Annotated in this window: 12 protein-coding genes; 7 read left to right on the top strand and 5 right to left on the bottom strand. The window is 73.7% G+C overall.

Going from position 1 to position 14,875, the window contains the following annotated elements; all coding sequences use genetic code 11:
- Positions 1-62 precede the first annotated feature (62 nt).
- The 3 genes from LZG04_RS18065 to LZG04_RS18055 are packed head-to-tail and all read left to right on the top strand — an operon-like array spanning position 63 to position 4,908.
- A complete protein-coding gene (locus tag LZG04_RS18065; RefSeq protein ID WP_233818465.1) occupies positions 63-1,847 on the top strand; it encodes a glycosyltransferase family 39 protein in 1,785 nt (594 codons plus the stop codon).
- Between the two features lie 38 nt (positions 1,848-1,885).
- Positions 1,886-3,094 (top strand): bifunctional glycosyltransferase family 2/GtrA family protein, encoded by a 1,209-nt coding sequence (locus LZG04_RS18060; RefSeq protein ID WP_233818463.1) that lies wholly within the window; start codon positions 1,886-1,888, stop codon positions 3,092-3,094.
- 29 nt (positions 3,095-3,123) lie between these two features.
- Positions 3,124-4,908, top strand: a complete 1,785-nt coding sequence (locus LZG04_RS18055; RefSeq protein ID WP_233818461.1) for a glycosyltransferase family 39 protein — start codon at positions 3,124-3,126, stop codon at positions 4,906-4,908.
- On the opposite strand, the gene LZG04_RS18050 is transcribed toward LZG04_RS18055, so the two are convergent.
- The 5 genes from LZG04_RS18050 to LZG04_RS18030 form a co-directional block, all read right to left on the bottom strand.
- The gene (locus LZG04_RS18050) at positions 4,893-5,729 is read right to left on the bottom strand and encodes an SGNH/GDSL hydrolase family protein (RefSeq protein WP_233818458.1); all 837 of its coding nucleotides are present in this window, start codon (positions 5,727-5,729) and stop codon (positions 4,893-4,895) included. The genes LZG04_RS18055 and LZG04_RS18050 overlap by 16 nt on opposite strands.
- A gap of 128 nt (positions 5,730-5,857) precedes the next feature.
- The gene (locus LZG04_RS18045; RefSeq protein WP_233818457.1) at positions 5,858-7,057 is read right to left on the bottom strand and encodes a hypothetical protein; all 1,200 of its coding nucleotides are present in this window, start codon (positions 7,055-7,057) and stop codon (positions 5,858-5,860) included.
- A 112-nt stretch (positions 7,058-7,169) separates the two neighbouring features.
- Positions 7,170-8,111: a DUF389 domain-containing protein gene (locus tag LZG04_RS18040; protein WP_233818455.1), complete on the bottom strand. Its 942-nt coding sequence runs from the start codon at positions 8,109-8,111 to the stop codon at positions 7,170-7,172.
- 19 nt (positions 8,112-8,130) lie between these two features.
- Positions 8,131-9,915, bottom strand: coding sequence for an aspartate--tRNA ligase (gene aspS, locus LZG04_RS18035; RefSeq protein WP_233818453.1), 1,785 nt, complete (start codon positions 9,913-9,915; stop codon positions 8,131-8,133).
- 65 nt (positions 9,916-9,980) lie between these two features.
- On the bottom strand, positions 9,981-10,424 hold the full coding sequence (locus tag LZG04_RS18030) for a GtrA family protein (protein WP_233818451.1): 444 nt from the start codon (positions 10,422-10,424) through the stop codon (positions 9,981-9,983).
- Between the two features lie 38 nt (positions 10,425-10,462).
- On the opposite strand from LZG04_RS18030, the gene LZG04_RS18025 reads away from it, so the two are divergent.
- The 4 genes from LZG04_RS18025 to LZG04_RS18010 are packed head-to-tail and all read left to right on the top strand — an operon-like array spanning position 10,463 to position 14,776.
- Positions 10,463-11,806: an FAD-binding oxidoreductase gene (locus LZG04_RS18025; protein WP_233818449.1), complete on the top strand. Its 1,344-nt coding sequence runs from the start codon at positions 10,463-10,465 to the stop codon at positions 11,804-11,806.
- Positions 11,803-12,558: a decaprenylphospho-beta-D-erythro-pentofuranosid-2-ulose 2-reductase gene (locus tag LZG04_RS18020; protein ID WP_233818447.1), complete on the top strand. Its 756-nt coding sequence runs from the start codon at positions 11,803-11,805 to the stop codon at positions 12,556-12,558. The genes LZG04_RS18025 and LZG04_RS18020 overlap by 4 nt, the downstream gene beginning before the upstream one ends.
- The gene (locus LZG04_RS18015) at positions 12,555-14,246 is read left to right on the top strand and encodes a hypothetical protein (RefSeq protein WP_233818445.1); all 1,692 of its coding nucleotides are present in this window, start codon (positions 12,555-12,557) and stop codon (positions 14,244-14,246) included. Before LZG04_RS18020 ends, LZG04_RS18015 begins: the two co-directional genes overlap by 4 nt.
- On the top strand, positions 14,243-14,776 hold the full coding sequence (locus tag LZG04_RS18010) for a phosphatase PAP2 family protein (protein ID WP_233818443.1): 534 nt from the start codon (positions 14,243-14,245) through the stop codon (positions 14,774-14,776). Before LZG04_RS18015 ends, LZG04_RS18010 begins: the two co-directional genes overlap by 4 nt.
- Positions 14,777-14,875: the final 99 nt, after the last annotated feature.

The raw sequence follows: 14,875 nt of genomic DNA, 5'->3' as shown, positions 1-14,875 counted from the left end.
GCACAGCCCGCTCACAGCCGGGGCACAAGGACCGCCTAGGGTCCGCCGACAGGCTCGGCCCCATGCGAGCGAGACTCCCCCTGTTGCTGCTGTCGGCCGGGACGGCGGTGCTGTACCTGTGGCGGTTGGGCGATTCCGGTTGGGCCAACGCCTACTATTCCGCCGCCGCCCAGGCCGGCGCCCAGAGCTGGCACGCGTGGTTCTTCGGCGCGACCGACCCGGCGGGCGCGATCACCGTCGACAAGACGCCCGCGGCGACCTGGGTCATGGGGTTGTCGGCCCGGCTGTTCGGGGTGAACGCGTGGAGCATCCTGGTCCCGCAGGCGTTGATGGGCGTGGCGAGCGTGTGGTTGCTGCACGCCGCGGTGAAGCGCACGGCCGGTGAGGCCGCCGGGCTGATCGCGGGCGCGGTGCTGGCGGTGACGCCGGTGGCGGTGCTGATGTTCCGGTTCAACAACCCCGACGCGCTGATGGTGCTGCTGCTCGTGGCGGGCGCGTACGCCGCGGTCCGCGCCACGGAGAAGGCGTCGGTGCGGTGGCTGGCGGTGGCCGGGGCGGCGGTGGGTTTCGCGTTCCTGGCCAAGATGCTCCAGGCGTTCCTGGTGCTGCCCGCGTTCGGGCTGGTGTACCTGGCGTTCGCGCCGGCACCGCTGGTGCGCAAGGTCTGGCACCTGGGCGTGGCATTGGGCGCGCTGGTCGTCACCGGCGGCTGGTGGGTGCTGGCGGTGGAGCTGACGCCTTCCGGGTCGCGGCCCTACATCGGCGGCTCGCAGGGCGACAGCGTGCTGGAGTTGGCGTTGGGCTACAACGGCCTGGGCCGGCTGACCGGCGAGGAGATCGGCAGCGTCGGCGGTGGCGGGTGGAACTCCAGCGGGTGGGGCAGGCTGCTCGGCGACGAGATGGGCGGTCAGATCGCCTGGCTGCTGCCCACCGCGCTGGTGCTGCTGGTCGCCGGGTGGTGGGCCGGCCGTGCCGCCGACCGGGTCGGGCTCGCGTTGTGGGGCGGGTGGCTGCTGGTCACCGCCGCGGTGTTCAGCTTCATGAACGGCATCATCCACGCCTACTACACCGTGGCGCTGGCGCCGGCGATCGGCGCGGTGATCGGCATCGGCGCGGTCGCGCTGTGGCGCCGGCGGCAGGAGCCCGCCGCCGCGGCGGCGCTGTCCGGCGCGTTGGCCGTGACGGCGTTGCAGTGCTACTTGCTGCTGCTGGACTGGTCCACCGCGCTGGCCGCGGTCGTGCTGGTCCTGGGCCTGGTCGGTGCGGTCGGCCTGTTCCTGGCCGCCACCGCGCCGGCCGCCGTGGTGGTGCCCATCGCGGTCGTGGCCACGCTGCTGGGGCCGGGCGCGTACTCCGTGGCCACCGCGGCGACACCGCACTCCGGCGCGATACCCAGCGCCGGTCCCGCGTTGGCGATCCGGCCCGGCGGGCCGGTGCTGATGGGCGTCGGCGGCAACACGGTGCGGCCCGGCGGCGGGATGGGCGGTCTGCTCAACGCGCCCACACCGGGCGACGAGCTGGTGGCGCTGTTGCGCGACAGCGAGGGCTTCACGTGGGCGGCGGCCGCCGTCGGGTCGAACAACGCGGCCGGGTACCAGTTGGGCAGCGGCGCGCCGGTGCTGGCCGTGGGCGGGTTCAACGGCACCGATCCCGCGCCCACGCCGGAGCGGTTCCAGGAGCTGGTCCGAAGTGGACGGATCCACTACTTCCTCGGAGGCGCGCTGATGCCCGCCGAGACCGGCAGCGACGCGTCCCAGCGCATCGCCGAGTGGGTCGCGGACACGTTCACCGCCACCACGGTCGACGGCGTCGACGTCTACGACCTCACAGCCGGCGCACAGCGATGACACACGAGCCGCCCAGCCAAGCCGCCGAGGGTGGGTCCATGACCACGCTCACGACGACCACCGTGCTCGACGTGGTGGTGCCCGTGCACAACGAGGAGCGCGACCTCGCGCCCTGCGTGCGCAAGCTGCACGCCGACCTCACCCGGACGTTCCCGTACCCGTTCCGGATCACCATCGCGAACAACGCGAGCACCGACGGCACGCGTGCCGCGGCCGACGAGCTGGCCCGCGAGCTGCCCGCCGTCTCGGCCGTGCACCTGGCGGAGAAGGGGCGCGGCCGGGCGTTGAAGGCCGTGTGGACCGCGTCGGACGCCGCCGTGCTGGCCTACATGGACGTGGACCTGTCCACCGACCTGGCCGCCTTCGCGCCGCTGGTCGCGTCACTGATCTCGGGGCACTCCGACCTCGCGATCGGCAGCAGGCTGGCGCGCGGGGCGCGGGTGGTGCGCGGGCCGAAGCGCGAGTTCATCTCCCGCTGCTACAACCTGATCCTGCGCGGCACGCTCGCGACCCGCTTCACTGACGCGCAGTGCGGGTTCAAGGCGATCCGGGCCGACGTCGCCCGGCGGCTGCTGCCGCACGTCGAGGACACCGGGTGGTTCTTCGACACCGAGCTGCTCGTGCTCGCCGAACGGGCGGGCGCGCGCATCCACGAGGTGCCGGTCGACTGGGTGGACGACCCGGACAGCCGCGTCGACATCGTCTCGACCGCCGTGGCCGACCTCAAGGGCGTGGCCCGGGTGGCGCGCGGCCTGGTCACCGGGCGGATCCCGATCGGCGAGCTGCGCGCCCAGCTGGGGCGCGCACCACTGGAACCGCAGACGCCGGGCGTGCCCGCCGGGCTGTTCAAGCAGCTCGTGCGGTTCGCCGCGATCGGCGTGCTGAGCACGTCGGCCTACCTGCTGCTGTTCGTGGCGCTGCGCGGCGGGCTGGGCGCGCAGGGCGCGAACCTGGTCGCCCTGCTGGCCACCGCGATCGCCAACACCGCGGCCAACCGCCGGTTCACCTTCGGCGTGCGCGGTCGGCGCGGCGCGGGTCGCCACCAGTTCGAGGGCCTGCTCGTCTTCGGCCTCGGCCTCGCGCTGACCAGCGGCTCGCTGGCCCTGCTGCACCTGTTCGCCGCGCCCGGCGGCCCGGCCGAGCTGGTCGCGGTCGTCGGGGCGAACCTGCTGGCCACCGTGCTGCGCTTCCTGTTGCTGCGCAACTGGGTCTTCCGCCCCCGCCGCACCGCGCGGGCCACTTCATGACCACACCGTCGACCCTAGGGATCCCTTCCATGACCACGGCAACCCTGACGGCACCCGCACCGACCGCGGCCGCGCCACCGCCGGGCCGCGCCTGGACCAGGCCCGCGCTGGTCGTGCTGCTGGTCGGCACGGCGGTGCTGTACCTGTGGGACGTCACCGCGTCCGGTTGGGGCAACGGCTACTACTCCGCCGCCACCCAGGCCGGCGCGCAGAGCTGGACCGCGTGGCTGTTCGGCGGGCTGGACGCCGGAGGCGTGATCACGGTCGACAAACCGCCCGCCGCGCTGTGGGTGAGCGGGTTGTTCGCCCGAGTGTTCGGGTTCTCCAGTTGGACCGCGCTCGCGCCGCAGGCCGTCGAGGGCGTGCTGGCCGTGTGGTTGTTGTACGCCACGGTGAAGCGCACGTCCGGCGAGGTGGCCGGGTTGATGGCGGGTGCGGCCCTCGCCGTGACGCCGGTGGCCGTGCTGGTGTTCCGGTTCAACCTGCCCGACGCGTTGCTGGTGCTGCTGATGGTCGCCGGGGCGTACTGCACCGTGCGGGCGTTGGAGAAGGGCTCCGGCTGGTGGCTCGCGCTGGCGGGCGTCGCGGTCGGGTTCGCGTTCCTGGCCAAGATGGGCCAGGCGTTGCTGGTGCTGCCGGCGTTCACCGCCGCCTACCTGCTGGCCGCGCCGACGACGTTGGCCAAGCGGCTGCTGCACCTGCTCGGCGCGGGCGTGGCGGTCGTCGTGTCCGCCGGGTGGTTCATCGCGCTGGTCGAGCTGTGGCCGAAGGAGTCCCGCCCGTACATCGGTGGGTCGTCGAACGACTCGCTGTGGGAGTTGGCCATGGGCTACAACGGCCTCGGCCGGATCTTCGGCGGCGGCCGCGGCGCCGTCGCGGGCGGTGGCAACGCCAACATCGGCTTCGGCGGCGACACCGGCATCGGTCGGCTGTTCGGTGCGAGCATGGGCGGCGAGATCTCGTGGCTGCTCCCGGCCGCGCTGATCGGGATGGCGGCGGGGCTGTGGTTCACCCGGCGGTTGCCCCGCACCGACCGCACCCGCGCGGCGCTGGTCCTGTGGGGGCTGTGGGTGCTGGGCAACGGGGTCGTGTTCAGCTTCATGAGCGGCATCACGCACCCCTACTACACCGTCGCCGTCGCACCGGGTGTCGCGGCGCTGGTCGCCATCGCCGGCCGGGAGCTGTGGCGCGGCCGCAAGCACCTGCCGGTGCGGATCGCGTTGGCGGCGGTGGTCGCGGCCGCCGGGTTCTGGGGGTTCGCGCTGCTTCAGCGGTTCGGCGAGTGGATGCCCGCGCTGCGGTGGGTAGTGGCGGCGCTGACCGTGCTGGTGGCCACGGCCATCGTGATGGGCGTGCGGCGGGTCGCCGCGGTCGCGCTGATCACGTCGGTGCTCTCCACCGCCGCGTTCGGCGTGGCCACCGCCGCCACCCCGCACTCCGGTTCCATCCCGATGTCCGGCCCGGCGTCGTACGCGGGCGACGGCGGCATGGGCGGCGGGCCGATGGGCGAGACGTCCGATGAGGTGGTCGACCTGCTCAAGGCCACCACCGGCACGTGGGCGGCGGCGACGGTCAGCGCGCAGAGCGCGGCGAACCTGTCGTTGGAGTCGGGCAAGGCGGTGATCGGCATCGGCGGCTGGAGCGGCGGCGACCCCGCGCCCACGCTGGAGGAGTTCCAGCAGTACGTCGCGGAAGGCCGGATCGGCTACTTCGTCAGCGGCGGGATGCGCGGCGACGATTCGATCAGCGCGTGGGTCGCGGCCAACTACCAGGCCGCGGAGGTCGGCGGCACGACCGTCTACAAGCTGGGCTGACGCAGCACCGGGGAGGCGGTGGTCGGGCCGACCACCGCCTCCGCCGCGACGTGCCGGACGGGTTCGGGGTGGCCCGCCCACGAGCGGTACACGATCGCGGCGGCGTACGGGACCAGGTCGCGGCCGCGCCGCCACAGCCACGGGATGCCCTTCACCACCAACCACCCCACGTGGTGCAGCGGCGTCACCTCCAGCCCGCCCGTGCAGGTCAACGACACCCGGCCGGGCACCTCGCAGCCCGCCTCCGCCAGCCGCGCCGCGAACGCCGCCGCCAACCGCCGGTGCCCCGACTCCGACGGGTGCAACCGGTCCACCGCCCACGTCCGCAGCTCGTACGCGCCTTCCACCCGGTCCAGGTCGACGCACTGCGCGCCGTGCCGCCGCACGACCGCGTCGATGACCGCGTTCAGCTCCGCGATCCGCGCCCGCAACGCCCGCCGCAACGCGCCCGGCAGCCGGAACACCCGGCTGTGGTCGTGGAACCGCACCGTGACGACGGCCGCGCCGGCCTCCACCAGCGCGCCCACGACCGCGTCGAGGTCGGCGTGCAACCGCCGCGCGTCGAAGTCGGACCGCAAGGTGTCGTTCATGCCGACCAGCACCACGGCCGCGTCCGGTCGGGCGGCCAACGCCTTCGGCAACTGCTCGTACCGCACCGACACCGCCCGCGCCCCCGTGAACGAGACGTTGAGGTACCGCGCGTGCGGCAACGCCGCCGCGAGCAGCGGGCCGACGCCACGCCACCCACCGGGCACGGGATCGCCCACGCCCACCGTCGTCGAGTCACCCAGGACCACCAGGCTGCGCACCGTCTTGGCCACAGGGGAACGATCGCGCAGCGACGTGACGGGCCGAGAACGAACAGCCCAACGCCAACGGAATGCCGGGTACAGCGGCAGTTCCGACCCCCGAACGCCGAGCACCACCCGCCTCGGGAAGGACCAGCCCTCTACCGGAACGCCGGGTACAGCGGCAGTTCGGCGGCACGTTTGCCGTAGCGGGCCACCAGCGCGGCGATCACCTCGTCGGCGTGGGCGGCGAGGTGCTTCGCGCCCGCGGCCAGGGCGTCGGAGCGCAGGCGCACCCACCGGGCGGTCAGGACGACCACCCGGGGCGGCGAGTCCAGCGGTCGGTGGCCGGAGGGCAGGGCCGAGTCCAGGCCCGGCAGGCCGCGCCAGGTGCCCAGCCACACCCACAACAGCTGGGCTTCCAGCAACCGGGGCAGGAACACCGCGTCGTCGTCCAGGTCCGGCCACACCGAGGACACCTCGGCCCGCCACGCCGCCACCATCGCCTCCGACATGCCGGCGGGCAGCCCGTAGGCGCACCAGCAGGACGGGAACGGCACCCGCAGGCACGCCGCGTCGAACACGATGTCGCGCACGCACCCGCCCTCGAAGTCGAGGAACCGCACGCCCCGGCTGGTCACCAGGTGGTTGTCCGGGCACGACGTGGACGGGCTGAACGCACGCCGGCGGGACGTGGCGAACCCGCGCACGGCCTGCTCGGCGAACGCGCGCACGGAGTCGGGCGTGTCGACCTCCAGCACGTGGAGCAGCAGCTCCGGCAGCCCGGCCAACGCGGCGTGCACGTCCACCGCGATCGGGTCGGCGCAGCACTGCGAGCCCTGGCGGCGCATCAACGCGTCGAAGTCCGCGTCACGCCCGGCGGTCGTCGCGTGCAGCCGACCCATCGCGTGCGCCCACGACAGCAGCCCGCGCTCGGCGGCCCGCGCGTCCGAGCCGAGCAGCTTCTCCGCCAGCCGCGGCGCTTTGCCCAGGTCTTCCAGCACGACGAGCCGCTTGGCGTTGTCCTGCGCGACCAGCTCCGGCGTCAGGCGCTCCTCGGACGGCAGCGCGGTGAGCAGCTTGTGGCTCACCACCTCGTGCGCGAACGGGTCGCGGTCGGCGACCGGCGACGGGTAGCGCTTGACCACGAGCGTGCGGGGCAGGGAGAACGGGGTGTGGGCCACCCGGACGCGCGCGACCACGGACCGGCCCGCACCCCCGAGGTCCTCGGGGTCGGCCAGCCGAACCGGTGCGCCGAACCTGCCGCTCAACACCGACTCGGCCGCTGCCACCGCGTCGTCCAGCTCGGAGGGGGCAGCGTCGTCGATGTCCTGCGGGCCGGCGGTGATCTCCACGCTCATCCCCTCCGACCCTACTCCCGGTGGCGACCGTCCTGACAGAACCCGTCCGGGCACCGTGACGGTAGTGCTCACGGACCGCCCGGCTCCACCTTTTGTGGAAAACCGGCCGCGGTCAACCGCTGCCGAGCGGTCGCCCCAGGTCGCGGACCTGTCCGCGGCGGTTGCGCAACGCCAGGACCAGCGCCGCCGCCATCACGACGCCGACGAGGTTCACCGCCAACTGTGCAATCGACTGGAGACATATGTCCCACTGGCCGAGAACGGCGGCCACCGCGGCATAGCCCGCGGCGGGCACGGTGGTGACCGAAATGAACACCCCGACGAGCGCCGCGGACTTGGCCGAGGTCATCGACAGCATCCCCGCCGCACCGGCCAGCAGCGCCACGATCAACGAGAACGGCCCGACCTCGAAGACGAAGTCCAGCTCGTGCCCGGCCAGCGCGAGGTCGGGGTCGAACAGGCCGGTGCGCGACCCGAGCCACGTGCCGACCGCGGTGATCACCATCGCGATCGGGAAACCCACCGCCAGGGCGAGCACGGCCCGGCGCACCAGGTCCCAGCGCCGCAGGACCAGCCCGACGGCGATCGCGGCCAGCGGCCCGAACTCCGGGCCGACGACCATCGCGCCCACCAGCGTGACCGGCGAGTCCGTGACCACCGCGACCGCCGTGAGCAGGCACGCGATGGCCAGGAACGACAGGAACGTGACGTTGAGCCGGGACTCCTCGCCGGTGCGGGACAGCAGCTCCTCCCACACCACGGCGTCCGCGCCGTCACCCGGCGCGGCCTCCTCGGCTCGGTCGGCCGCGTCGGACAGGGCGGTGTCGACCTGCTCCAGCGTGACGCCGCCGTCCCGGTCCACGCCGAGCGCGCACAGGGAGGCCACCACCGCGTCGGTGGCCTCCCGGGCGACGTCGCACTGCACCACGTCACCGACCGGGTCGACGGCCGCGCCGCGCAGCACCACGACGTGCGTGACGCCGGGGTTCTCCGCGAGCGCGACCAGCACCGCCTCGGTGCGCTCGGCCGGGCAGATCGCGCGCAGGTGCAGCACGGGGTCGCTCAGCCGGGTGCTACTGGGCGGGCTTCCCCGCCGGAGCGGGCTTGAAGTCCACGCCCGCCTCCTTGCGCTGCTGCGCGGTGATCGGCGCGGGCGCGGCGGTCAGCGGGTCGTAGCCGCCGCCGCTCTTCGGGAACGCGATGACCTCGCGGATCGAGTCGTACCCGCCGAGCAGCATGGCGATGCGGTCCCAGCCGAACGCGATGCCGCCGTGCGGCGGCGCGCCGTAGGAGAAGGCGTCGAGCAGGAAGCCGAACTTCTCCTGCGCCTCCTCGGGCGTGATGCCCATGACCTGGAACGCCCGCTGCTGCACGTCGGCGCGGTGGATACGGATCGACCCGCCGCCGATCTCGTTGCCGTTGCAGACGATGTCGTAGGCGTAGGCCAGCGCGTTGCCGGGGTCTTCCTCGAACCGGTCGATCCACTCCGGCGTCGGCGAGGTGAACGCGTGGTGCAGCGCGGTCCACTTGCCGCTGCCGACCGCGACGTCGTCGCCGATCTTGTCGACCGCCTCGAACATCGGGAAGTCGACGACCCACACGAACGACCAGGCGTTGGGGTCGATCAGCCCGACCCGGTGCGCGATCTCCACGCGGGCCGCGCCGAGCAGGGCGCGCGCGCCGTCGGGGTCGCCCGCGCCGAAGAAGACGCAGTCGCCGGGGTTCGCGCCCACGGCCTTGGCCAGCCCGTCGCGCTCGGCGTCGGACAAGTTCTTGGCGACCGGGCCGCCGAGCGTGCCGTCCTCCTGGACCAGCACGTAGGCGAGGCCCTTGGCGCCGCGCTGCTTGGCCCACTCCTGCCACGCGTCCAGCGTGCGGCGGGGCTGCGACGCGCCGCCGGGCATGACGACCGCGCCCACGTACGGCGCCTGGAACACCCGGAACGGGGTGTCCTTGAAGTACTCGGTCAGCTCGGTCAGCTCGAGGTCGAAGCGCAGGTCCGGCTTGTCCGTGCCGTACTTGGCCATCGCCTCGGCGTAGGAGATGCGGCGGAACGGCCGGGCGATCTCGTGGTCGGCCAGCTCCTTCCACAACGCCGAGATGATCTTCTCGCCGAGCCCGATCACGTCGTCCTGCTCGACGAAGCTCATCTCGATGTCGAGCTGGGTGAACTCCGGCTGCCGGTCGGCGCGGAAGTCCTCGTCGCGGTAGCAGCGGGCGATCTGGTAGTACCGCTCCAGGCCGCCGACCATCAGCAGCTGCTTGAACAGCTGCGGCGACTGGGGCAGCGCGTACCAGGAGCCGGGGCGCAGGCGGGCGGGCACCAGGAAGTCGCGCGCGCCCTCGGGGGTGGAGCGGGTCAGCGTGGGGGTCTCGACCTCCACGAAGTCCTCGGCGTGCAGCACCTCGCGGGCGATCCGGTTGGCCTCGCTGCGCAGCCGCATGGCCTTGGCCGGGCCGCTGCGGCGCAGGTCGAGGTAGCGGTGCCGCAGGCGGGCCTCCTCGCCGACCTCCAGGTGCTCGTCGAGCTGGAACGGCAGCGGCGCGGCCTCGTTGAGCACCTCGAGCTCGCTGGCGTAGACCTCGATCTCGCCGGTGGGCAGGTCCGGGTTCTCGCTGCCCTCGGGGCGGCGGGTCACGTCGCCGACGACCTTGACCACGTACTCGGAGCGCAGCTTGTGCGCGCGCTCGGCCATCTCACCCTCGCGGAAGACGACCTGCGCCACGCCGGAGGCGTCCCGGAAGTCGATGAAGATCACGCCGCCGTGATCGCGCCTGCGGGCCACCCACCCGGTCAGGGTGACGGACTGCCCGGCGTGCTCGGCGCGGAGCTTCCCGGCCTCGTGCGTGCGCATCACGGGAACTGCTCTCCTCGGTGGTTGCTGCTTTGGGGGTCGGCCCAACTGACGACTGGTCGTCAAGGCTAGCCAACGACCCGGTGCCCGACGCCACCAGGTTTGCCGACGCGGAACACCACGAGGCGCAGGCCGGCGAAGTTCACCGCCGTCGCGACGCCCTGGGCCACCAGCCACGCCACCGCGTATTCCACCCGAAAGGGTGGCAACAGGTGCAATGCGAGCGCGTTGACCAATACGTTGACGATGAATGTGCTGAGGTACAGCGAGGCGAACCCCGCGACCTGTCGCACACCCCCAGCGGAGACCCCGAACGTGAACCGTCGATTGAGGAAGAACGCCGCCGTCGTGCCGAGTGCGAAACTGGCCGACTTGGCCGCGTGCACCCACACACCGAATGCGAGCAGGGCGCGGTAGGACCCGTAGTCCAGCAGCGCGCAGAGCGCTCCCACCAGCGCGAACGTCAGCACCTGACGGGTCGCGCCACCGTTTCGCACCACTGTTTTCGACACCTCTCGGATGGAATAACCGTGTCCGTTAGTCTGCGCCGATGCTAGTCCGGCTGTCCGGTTGGGGGCGCACCGCGCCGACGGTCGCACGGCTCGTTTCGCCCCGCGATTTCGAGGCCGTCGCGAATATCGTGAAGAAGTCCCGCGAACGGGGTGTGATAGCCCGGGGCCTCGGTCGCAGCTACGGCGATCCGGCGCAGAACGCGGGCGGCGTCGTGCTCGACATGACCCGGTTCGACCGCATCCGCCGGGTCGACGTGGACGCGGGCCTGGTCGACGTCGAGGCGGGCGTCTCGCTGGACGCCCTGATGCGCGCGCTGCTGCCGTTCGGGCTGTGGCCGCCGGTGCTGCCGGGCACGCGCCAGGTCACCGTGGGCGGCGCGATCGCCGCCGACGTGCACGGCAAGGGCCACCACGTGGTGGGCAGCTTCGGCGACCACGTGCGGTCGCTCGACCTGCTCACCGCGGACGGCTCGGTCCGCACCCTCACCCCCGACGGCGAGGGCTCGGCGCTGTTCTGGGCGACGGTCGGCGGCATGGGGCTGACCGGCGTGGTGCTGCGCGCGACGCTGCACGTCGTCCCGGTGGAGACCTCGTACTTCGTGGTGGACACCGAGCAGGTGGACAACCTGGACGACCTGCTGGCCCGGCAGTCCGCCGACGACGACCGCTACGCCGAGTCGGTGTCGTGGTTCGACGTCACGGCCACCGGGCCGCGCCTGGGCCGCGGCGTGCTCACCAGGGCCAACCACGCCCGCCTGGACGAGCTGCCCGCGAAGCTGCGGCGCGACCCGCTGGCCTTCGACGCGCCCCGGCTGTTCACCGTGCCGGACCGGCTGCCGTCCGGGCTGCTCAACCGCGTGACCGGCCGCGCGTTCAGCGAGCTGTGGTACCGCAAGTCGCCCACGCGGTCCGGGCAGGTGCAGAACATCACCCGGTTCCTGCACCCGCTCGACGTGATCGGCGAGTGGAACCGGGGCTACGGCCCGCGGGGGTTCCTCCAGTACCAGTTCGCGGTGCCGTTCGCCGCGGTCGACGTGGTCCGGCAGGTGGTCGAGCGGATCGCCGCCTCCGGTCACGTGTCGGCGTTGAACGTGCTCAAGCGGTTCGGGCCGGGCAACCGCGCGCCGCTGTCGTTCCCGATGCCCGGCTGGACGTTGTGCGTCGACCTGCCGGTGCGGCCGGGTCTCGGGCGGTTGTGCGACGAGCTGGACGAGCTGGTGCTCGGCGCGGGCGGGCGGCACTACCTGGCCAAGGAGTCGCGGACCACGGCCGAGGCCGTCCGCCGCGGCTACCCCCGATTCGCGCAGTGGCGCGCGGTGCGCGCCTCGGTCGACCCGGACGGCGTTTTCGCATCCGACATGTCCAGGAGGTTGGAGCTGTGATCGACGCGGTGGGCAATCCGCAGAGCGTGCTCGTGCTGGGCGGCACGTCCGAAATCGCACTGGCGGTGGTCCGGCGCTACACCGCGGTGCGCAAGCCGCGGGTGGTGCTCGCCGCCCGGCCCTCGTACCGCCGTGACGCGGCGGTGGTGGAGCTGACCGCGGCGGGCGTGCCGGTGACGGCGGTGGACTTCGACGCGCGTGACGTCGACGGCCACCCCGCGGTGCTGGACAAGGTCTTCGCCGACGGCGGGATCGACGTGGCGCTGGTGGCGTTCGGGGTGCTGGGCGACGCCGAGCGGGCCTGGCAGGACCACGAGGCGGCGCTGGAGCTGGCCGGGGTCAACTACACCGGCGCGGTGTCGGTCGGCGTCGGGCTCGCCGAGCGGATGCGCAAGCAGGGGCACGGCGTGATCGTGGCGCTGTCGTCGGTGGCGGGCGAGCGGGTGCGGCGGTCGAACTTCGTCTACGGGTCGACCAAGGCCGGGATGGACGCCTTCTACCAGGGGCTGGGCGAGGCGCTGCGCCCGCACGGCGTCACCGTCACGGTGGTGCGGCCCGGTTTCGTGCGCACCCGGATGACCGACGGGCTGCCGCCGACGCCGTTGTCGAGCACCGCCGACCAGGTGGCCGAGGTGGTGGTGAGGGCGGCGCGCGACCGGCGGGAGCTGGTGTGGGCCCCCGCGCCGCTGCGCGCGGTGATGTCGGTGCTGCGGCACCTGCCCCGCGCGGTGTTCCGGCGGTTGCCGGCGTGACCGCGACGACCGCGCCCGAGCGGCACGCCGCGGACGCCGCGCCCTCGCGTCCGCGGCGCGTGCGGTGGTGGTGGCCGGTGGCGGGCGGCACGGCGCTGATCGCCGCGCACGGCGCGCTGTACGGCAACTGGCTGGTGGACGACGCCGCGATCACGTTCGCCTACGCGCGCACGATCACCGACGGCCTGGGTCCGGTGCTCCAGCCGGGCGCGGAGCCGACCGAGGCGTACTCGAACCCCGCGTGGTTGGCGTTGCTGGCCCTGGGCCGGTTGGTGGGGCTGTTCGACCGGGGTGCGGTGTTCGGCGTGCCGGACTACGTGCTGTTCCCCAAGGCGCTGGCGGTGCTGTGCTGCGCGGGCGTGCTGCTGGCGTGCCACGCGGTCGCGCGCCGGGTGTTCCGCCGGCCGGGGCTGGTGACGGTGGCGTTCGGCGCGGTGCTGGCGGCGATCCCGTCGTTCGTGATCTGGGTGTTCTCCGGGTTGGAGAACCCGCTGTACGCGCTGGTGACGTGCTGGCTTGCGGTGGTGCTGTCCGTGGCGGTGCTGGACGACCGGCTGCTGTCCGGGCGGGTCGCGGTCGCGGTCGGGCTCCTGGTCGCGGTGGCGGCGTTGACCCGGCCGGACGGGCTGGTCTACGCGGGCGCGTACCCGCTGCTGGTGCTGACGGCGGTGCGGCGGGTGGGGTTGGCGGCGGCGGTGCGGTCGGTGGCGTTGTCCACGGCGGTGTTCCTGGTGCCGTTCGGCGCGTACGTGGCGTGGCGGCGGGTGGAGTTCGGCCGGTGGTTGGCGCTGCCCGCGGTGGCGAAGAGCCAGGACCCGCCCACCCTCGCGCAGTTCACCCGGGTCGGCGAGGTGGTGCAGTACGCGGGCGCGTTGGCCGTGCTGGTGGTGGCGCTGTGCGTGGGGCTGGTGCTGGCGCGGGGTTCGCGGCTGGGGTCGGTGCTGGTCGCGCTGCTCGCGCCGCTGGGGTTGGCGTTGCTGGGGTACGCGGTGCTGGCCCCGGACTGGATGGGCGAGCTTCGGTTCGCCACGCCGGTGTGGGTGCTGGGCGCGTTGGTCGCGGTGTTCGCCGCGGCCCGGGTGCTGGGGCGCGGGACGGCACGGCGGCGTGCGGTGCCGGCGGTGGCGTTGGCCGTGGCGGTCCTGCCGACGGTGGCCCGGTTCACCACCGCGGCGCGGGAGTTCCGCGCCGCGCCGACGGTGCCGATGTGCCTGGTGGCCGAGACGTTCGGGCGCGGGTTCAACGGCTTGGCGGACATCCTCGGCGTCGAGCGCGCCACCCTGCTGCTGCCCGACGTCGGCGGCACCGCGCTGACCGCCCGGCCGGCCGTGGTCGACCTGGTCGGGCTGGCCGAGCCGAGGATGGCGGACCTGTGGGGCGCGCGGGACATGGCCGGCGTGCGCGACTACGCGTTCGACCGGGTGAAGCCGACGTTCATCCACTCGCACGGCGAGTGGTCGAGGCTCACCGGCATCGCCGACGACCCGCGGCTGGCCGCGGACTACCACGTGCTCTCGGCCGGGCCGGTCGCGCAGGACTGGGTGCGCCGTGACGCCGTCGCGGACGAGGCACGACTGGCGGCGCTGCGCGACTACGTCCGCACCGACCTGGCCCGCGCCGAAGCCGCGCGGCGCGACGCGCCCCGAGGTCACTGCGGACCCACCCTCCGACCCGGGCAGGTGCCGTGAAGACCACCGACCGCGGGAGGACCGCCGTGCGTGCCGAGATCACCGTTCTGAGCCAGGTGCAGCGCGCGCTCGGCCACCGGCTGGTGGTGGCGTCGGCGCGCGGCTTGTCGTTCTTCGGCGAGCACGGCGCCGGCTGGTTGGCGCTGGGGCTCGCGGGTGCGGCGGTGGACCGGACCCGGCGGCGGGACTGGTTGGTGGCCACCGCCGGGGTGGCCGGGTCGCACGCCGTGGCCATCGCGGTCAAGCGGGTGGTCCGGCGGCGACGGCCGGACGACGAGGCGGTGCGCGTGCTGGCCGGGACGCCGAGCGGGTTGAGCTTCCCGTCCGCGCACGCGGTGTCGACGACCGCCGCGGCGGTGCTGTTCTCGCGGCTGACCGGGCGGCGGCTGGAACCGGTGCTCGTGCCGCCGATGGTGTTGTCCCGGTTGGTGCTCGGGGTGCACTACCCCACCGACGTGGCGGCGGGCGCGGTGTTGGGCGCGCTGCTCGGCCGGGTGGTCGGCCGCGAACTGGACGGAGCGGCGCGGTGAGCGGGACCGGTGAGCTGAGCGGAACCGGCGCGGTGAGCGGGACGGGCGGTCTGAGCGGAACCGGCGCGGTGAGCGGGGCCGGCGCGGTGAACAGCACCG

The sequence above is a fragment of the Saccharothrix sp. S26 genome, from assembly GCF_021390395.1.
GTDB lineage: Bacteria > Actinomycetota > Actinomycetes > Mycobacteriales > Pseudonocardiaceae > Actinosynnema.
Note: the sequence above shows the minus strand (reverse complement) of the source record. Positions and strands in the feature narration are given on the sequence as shown.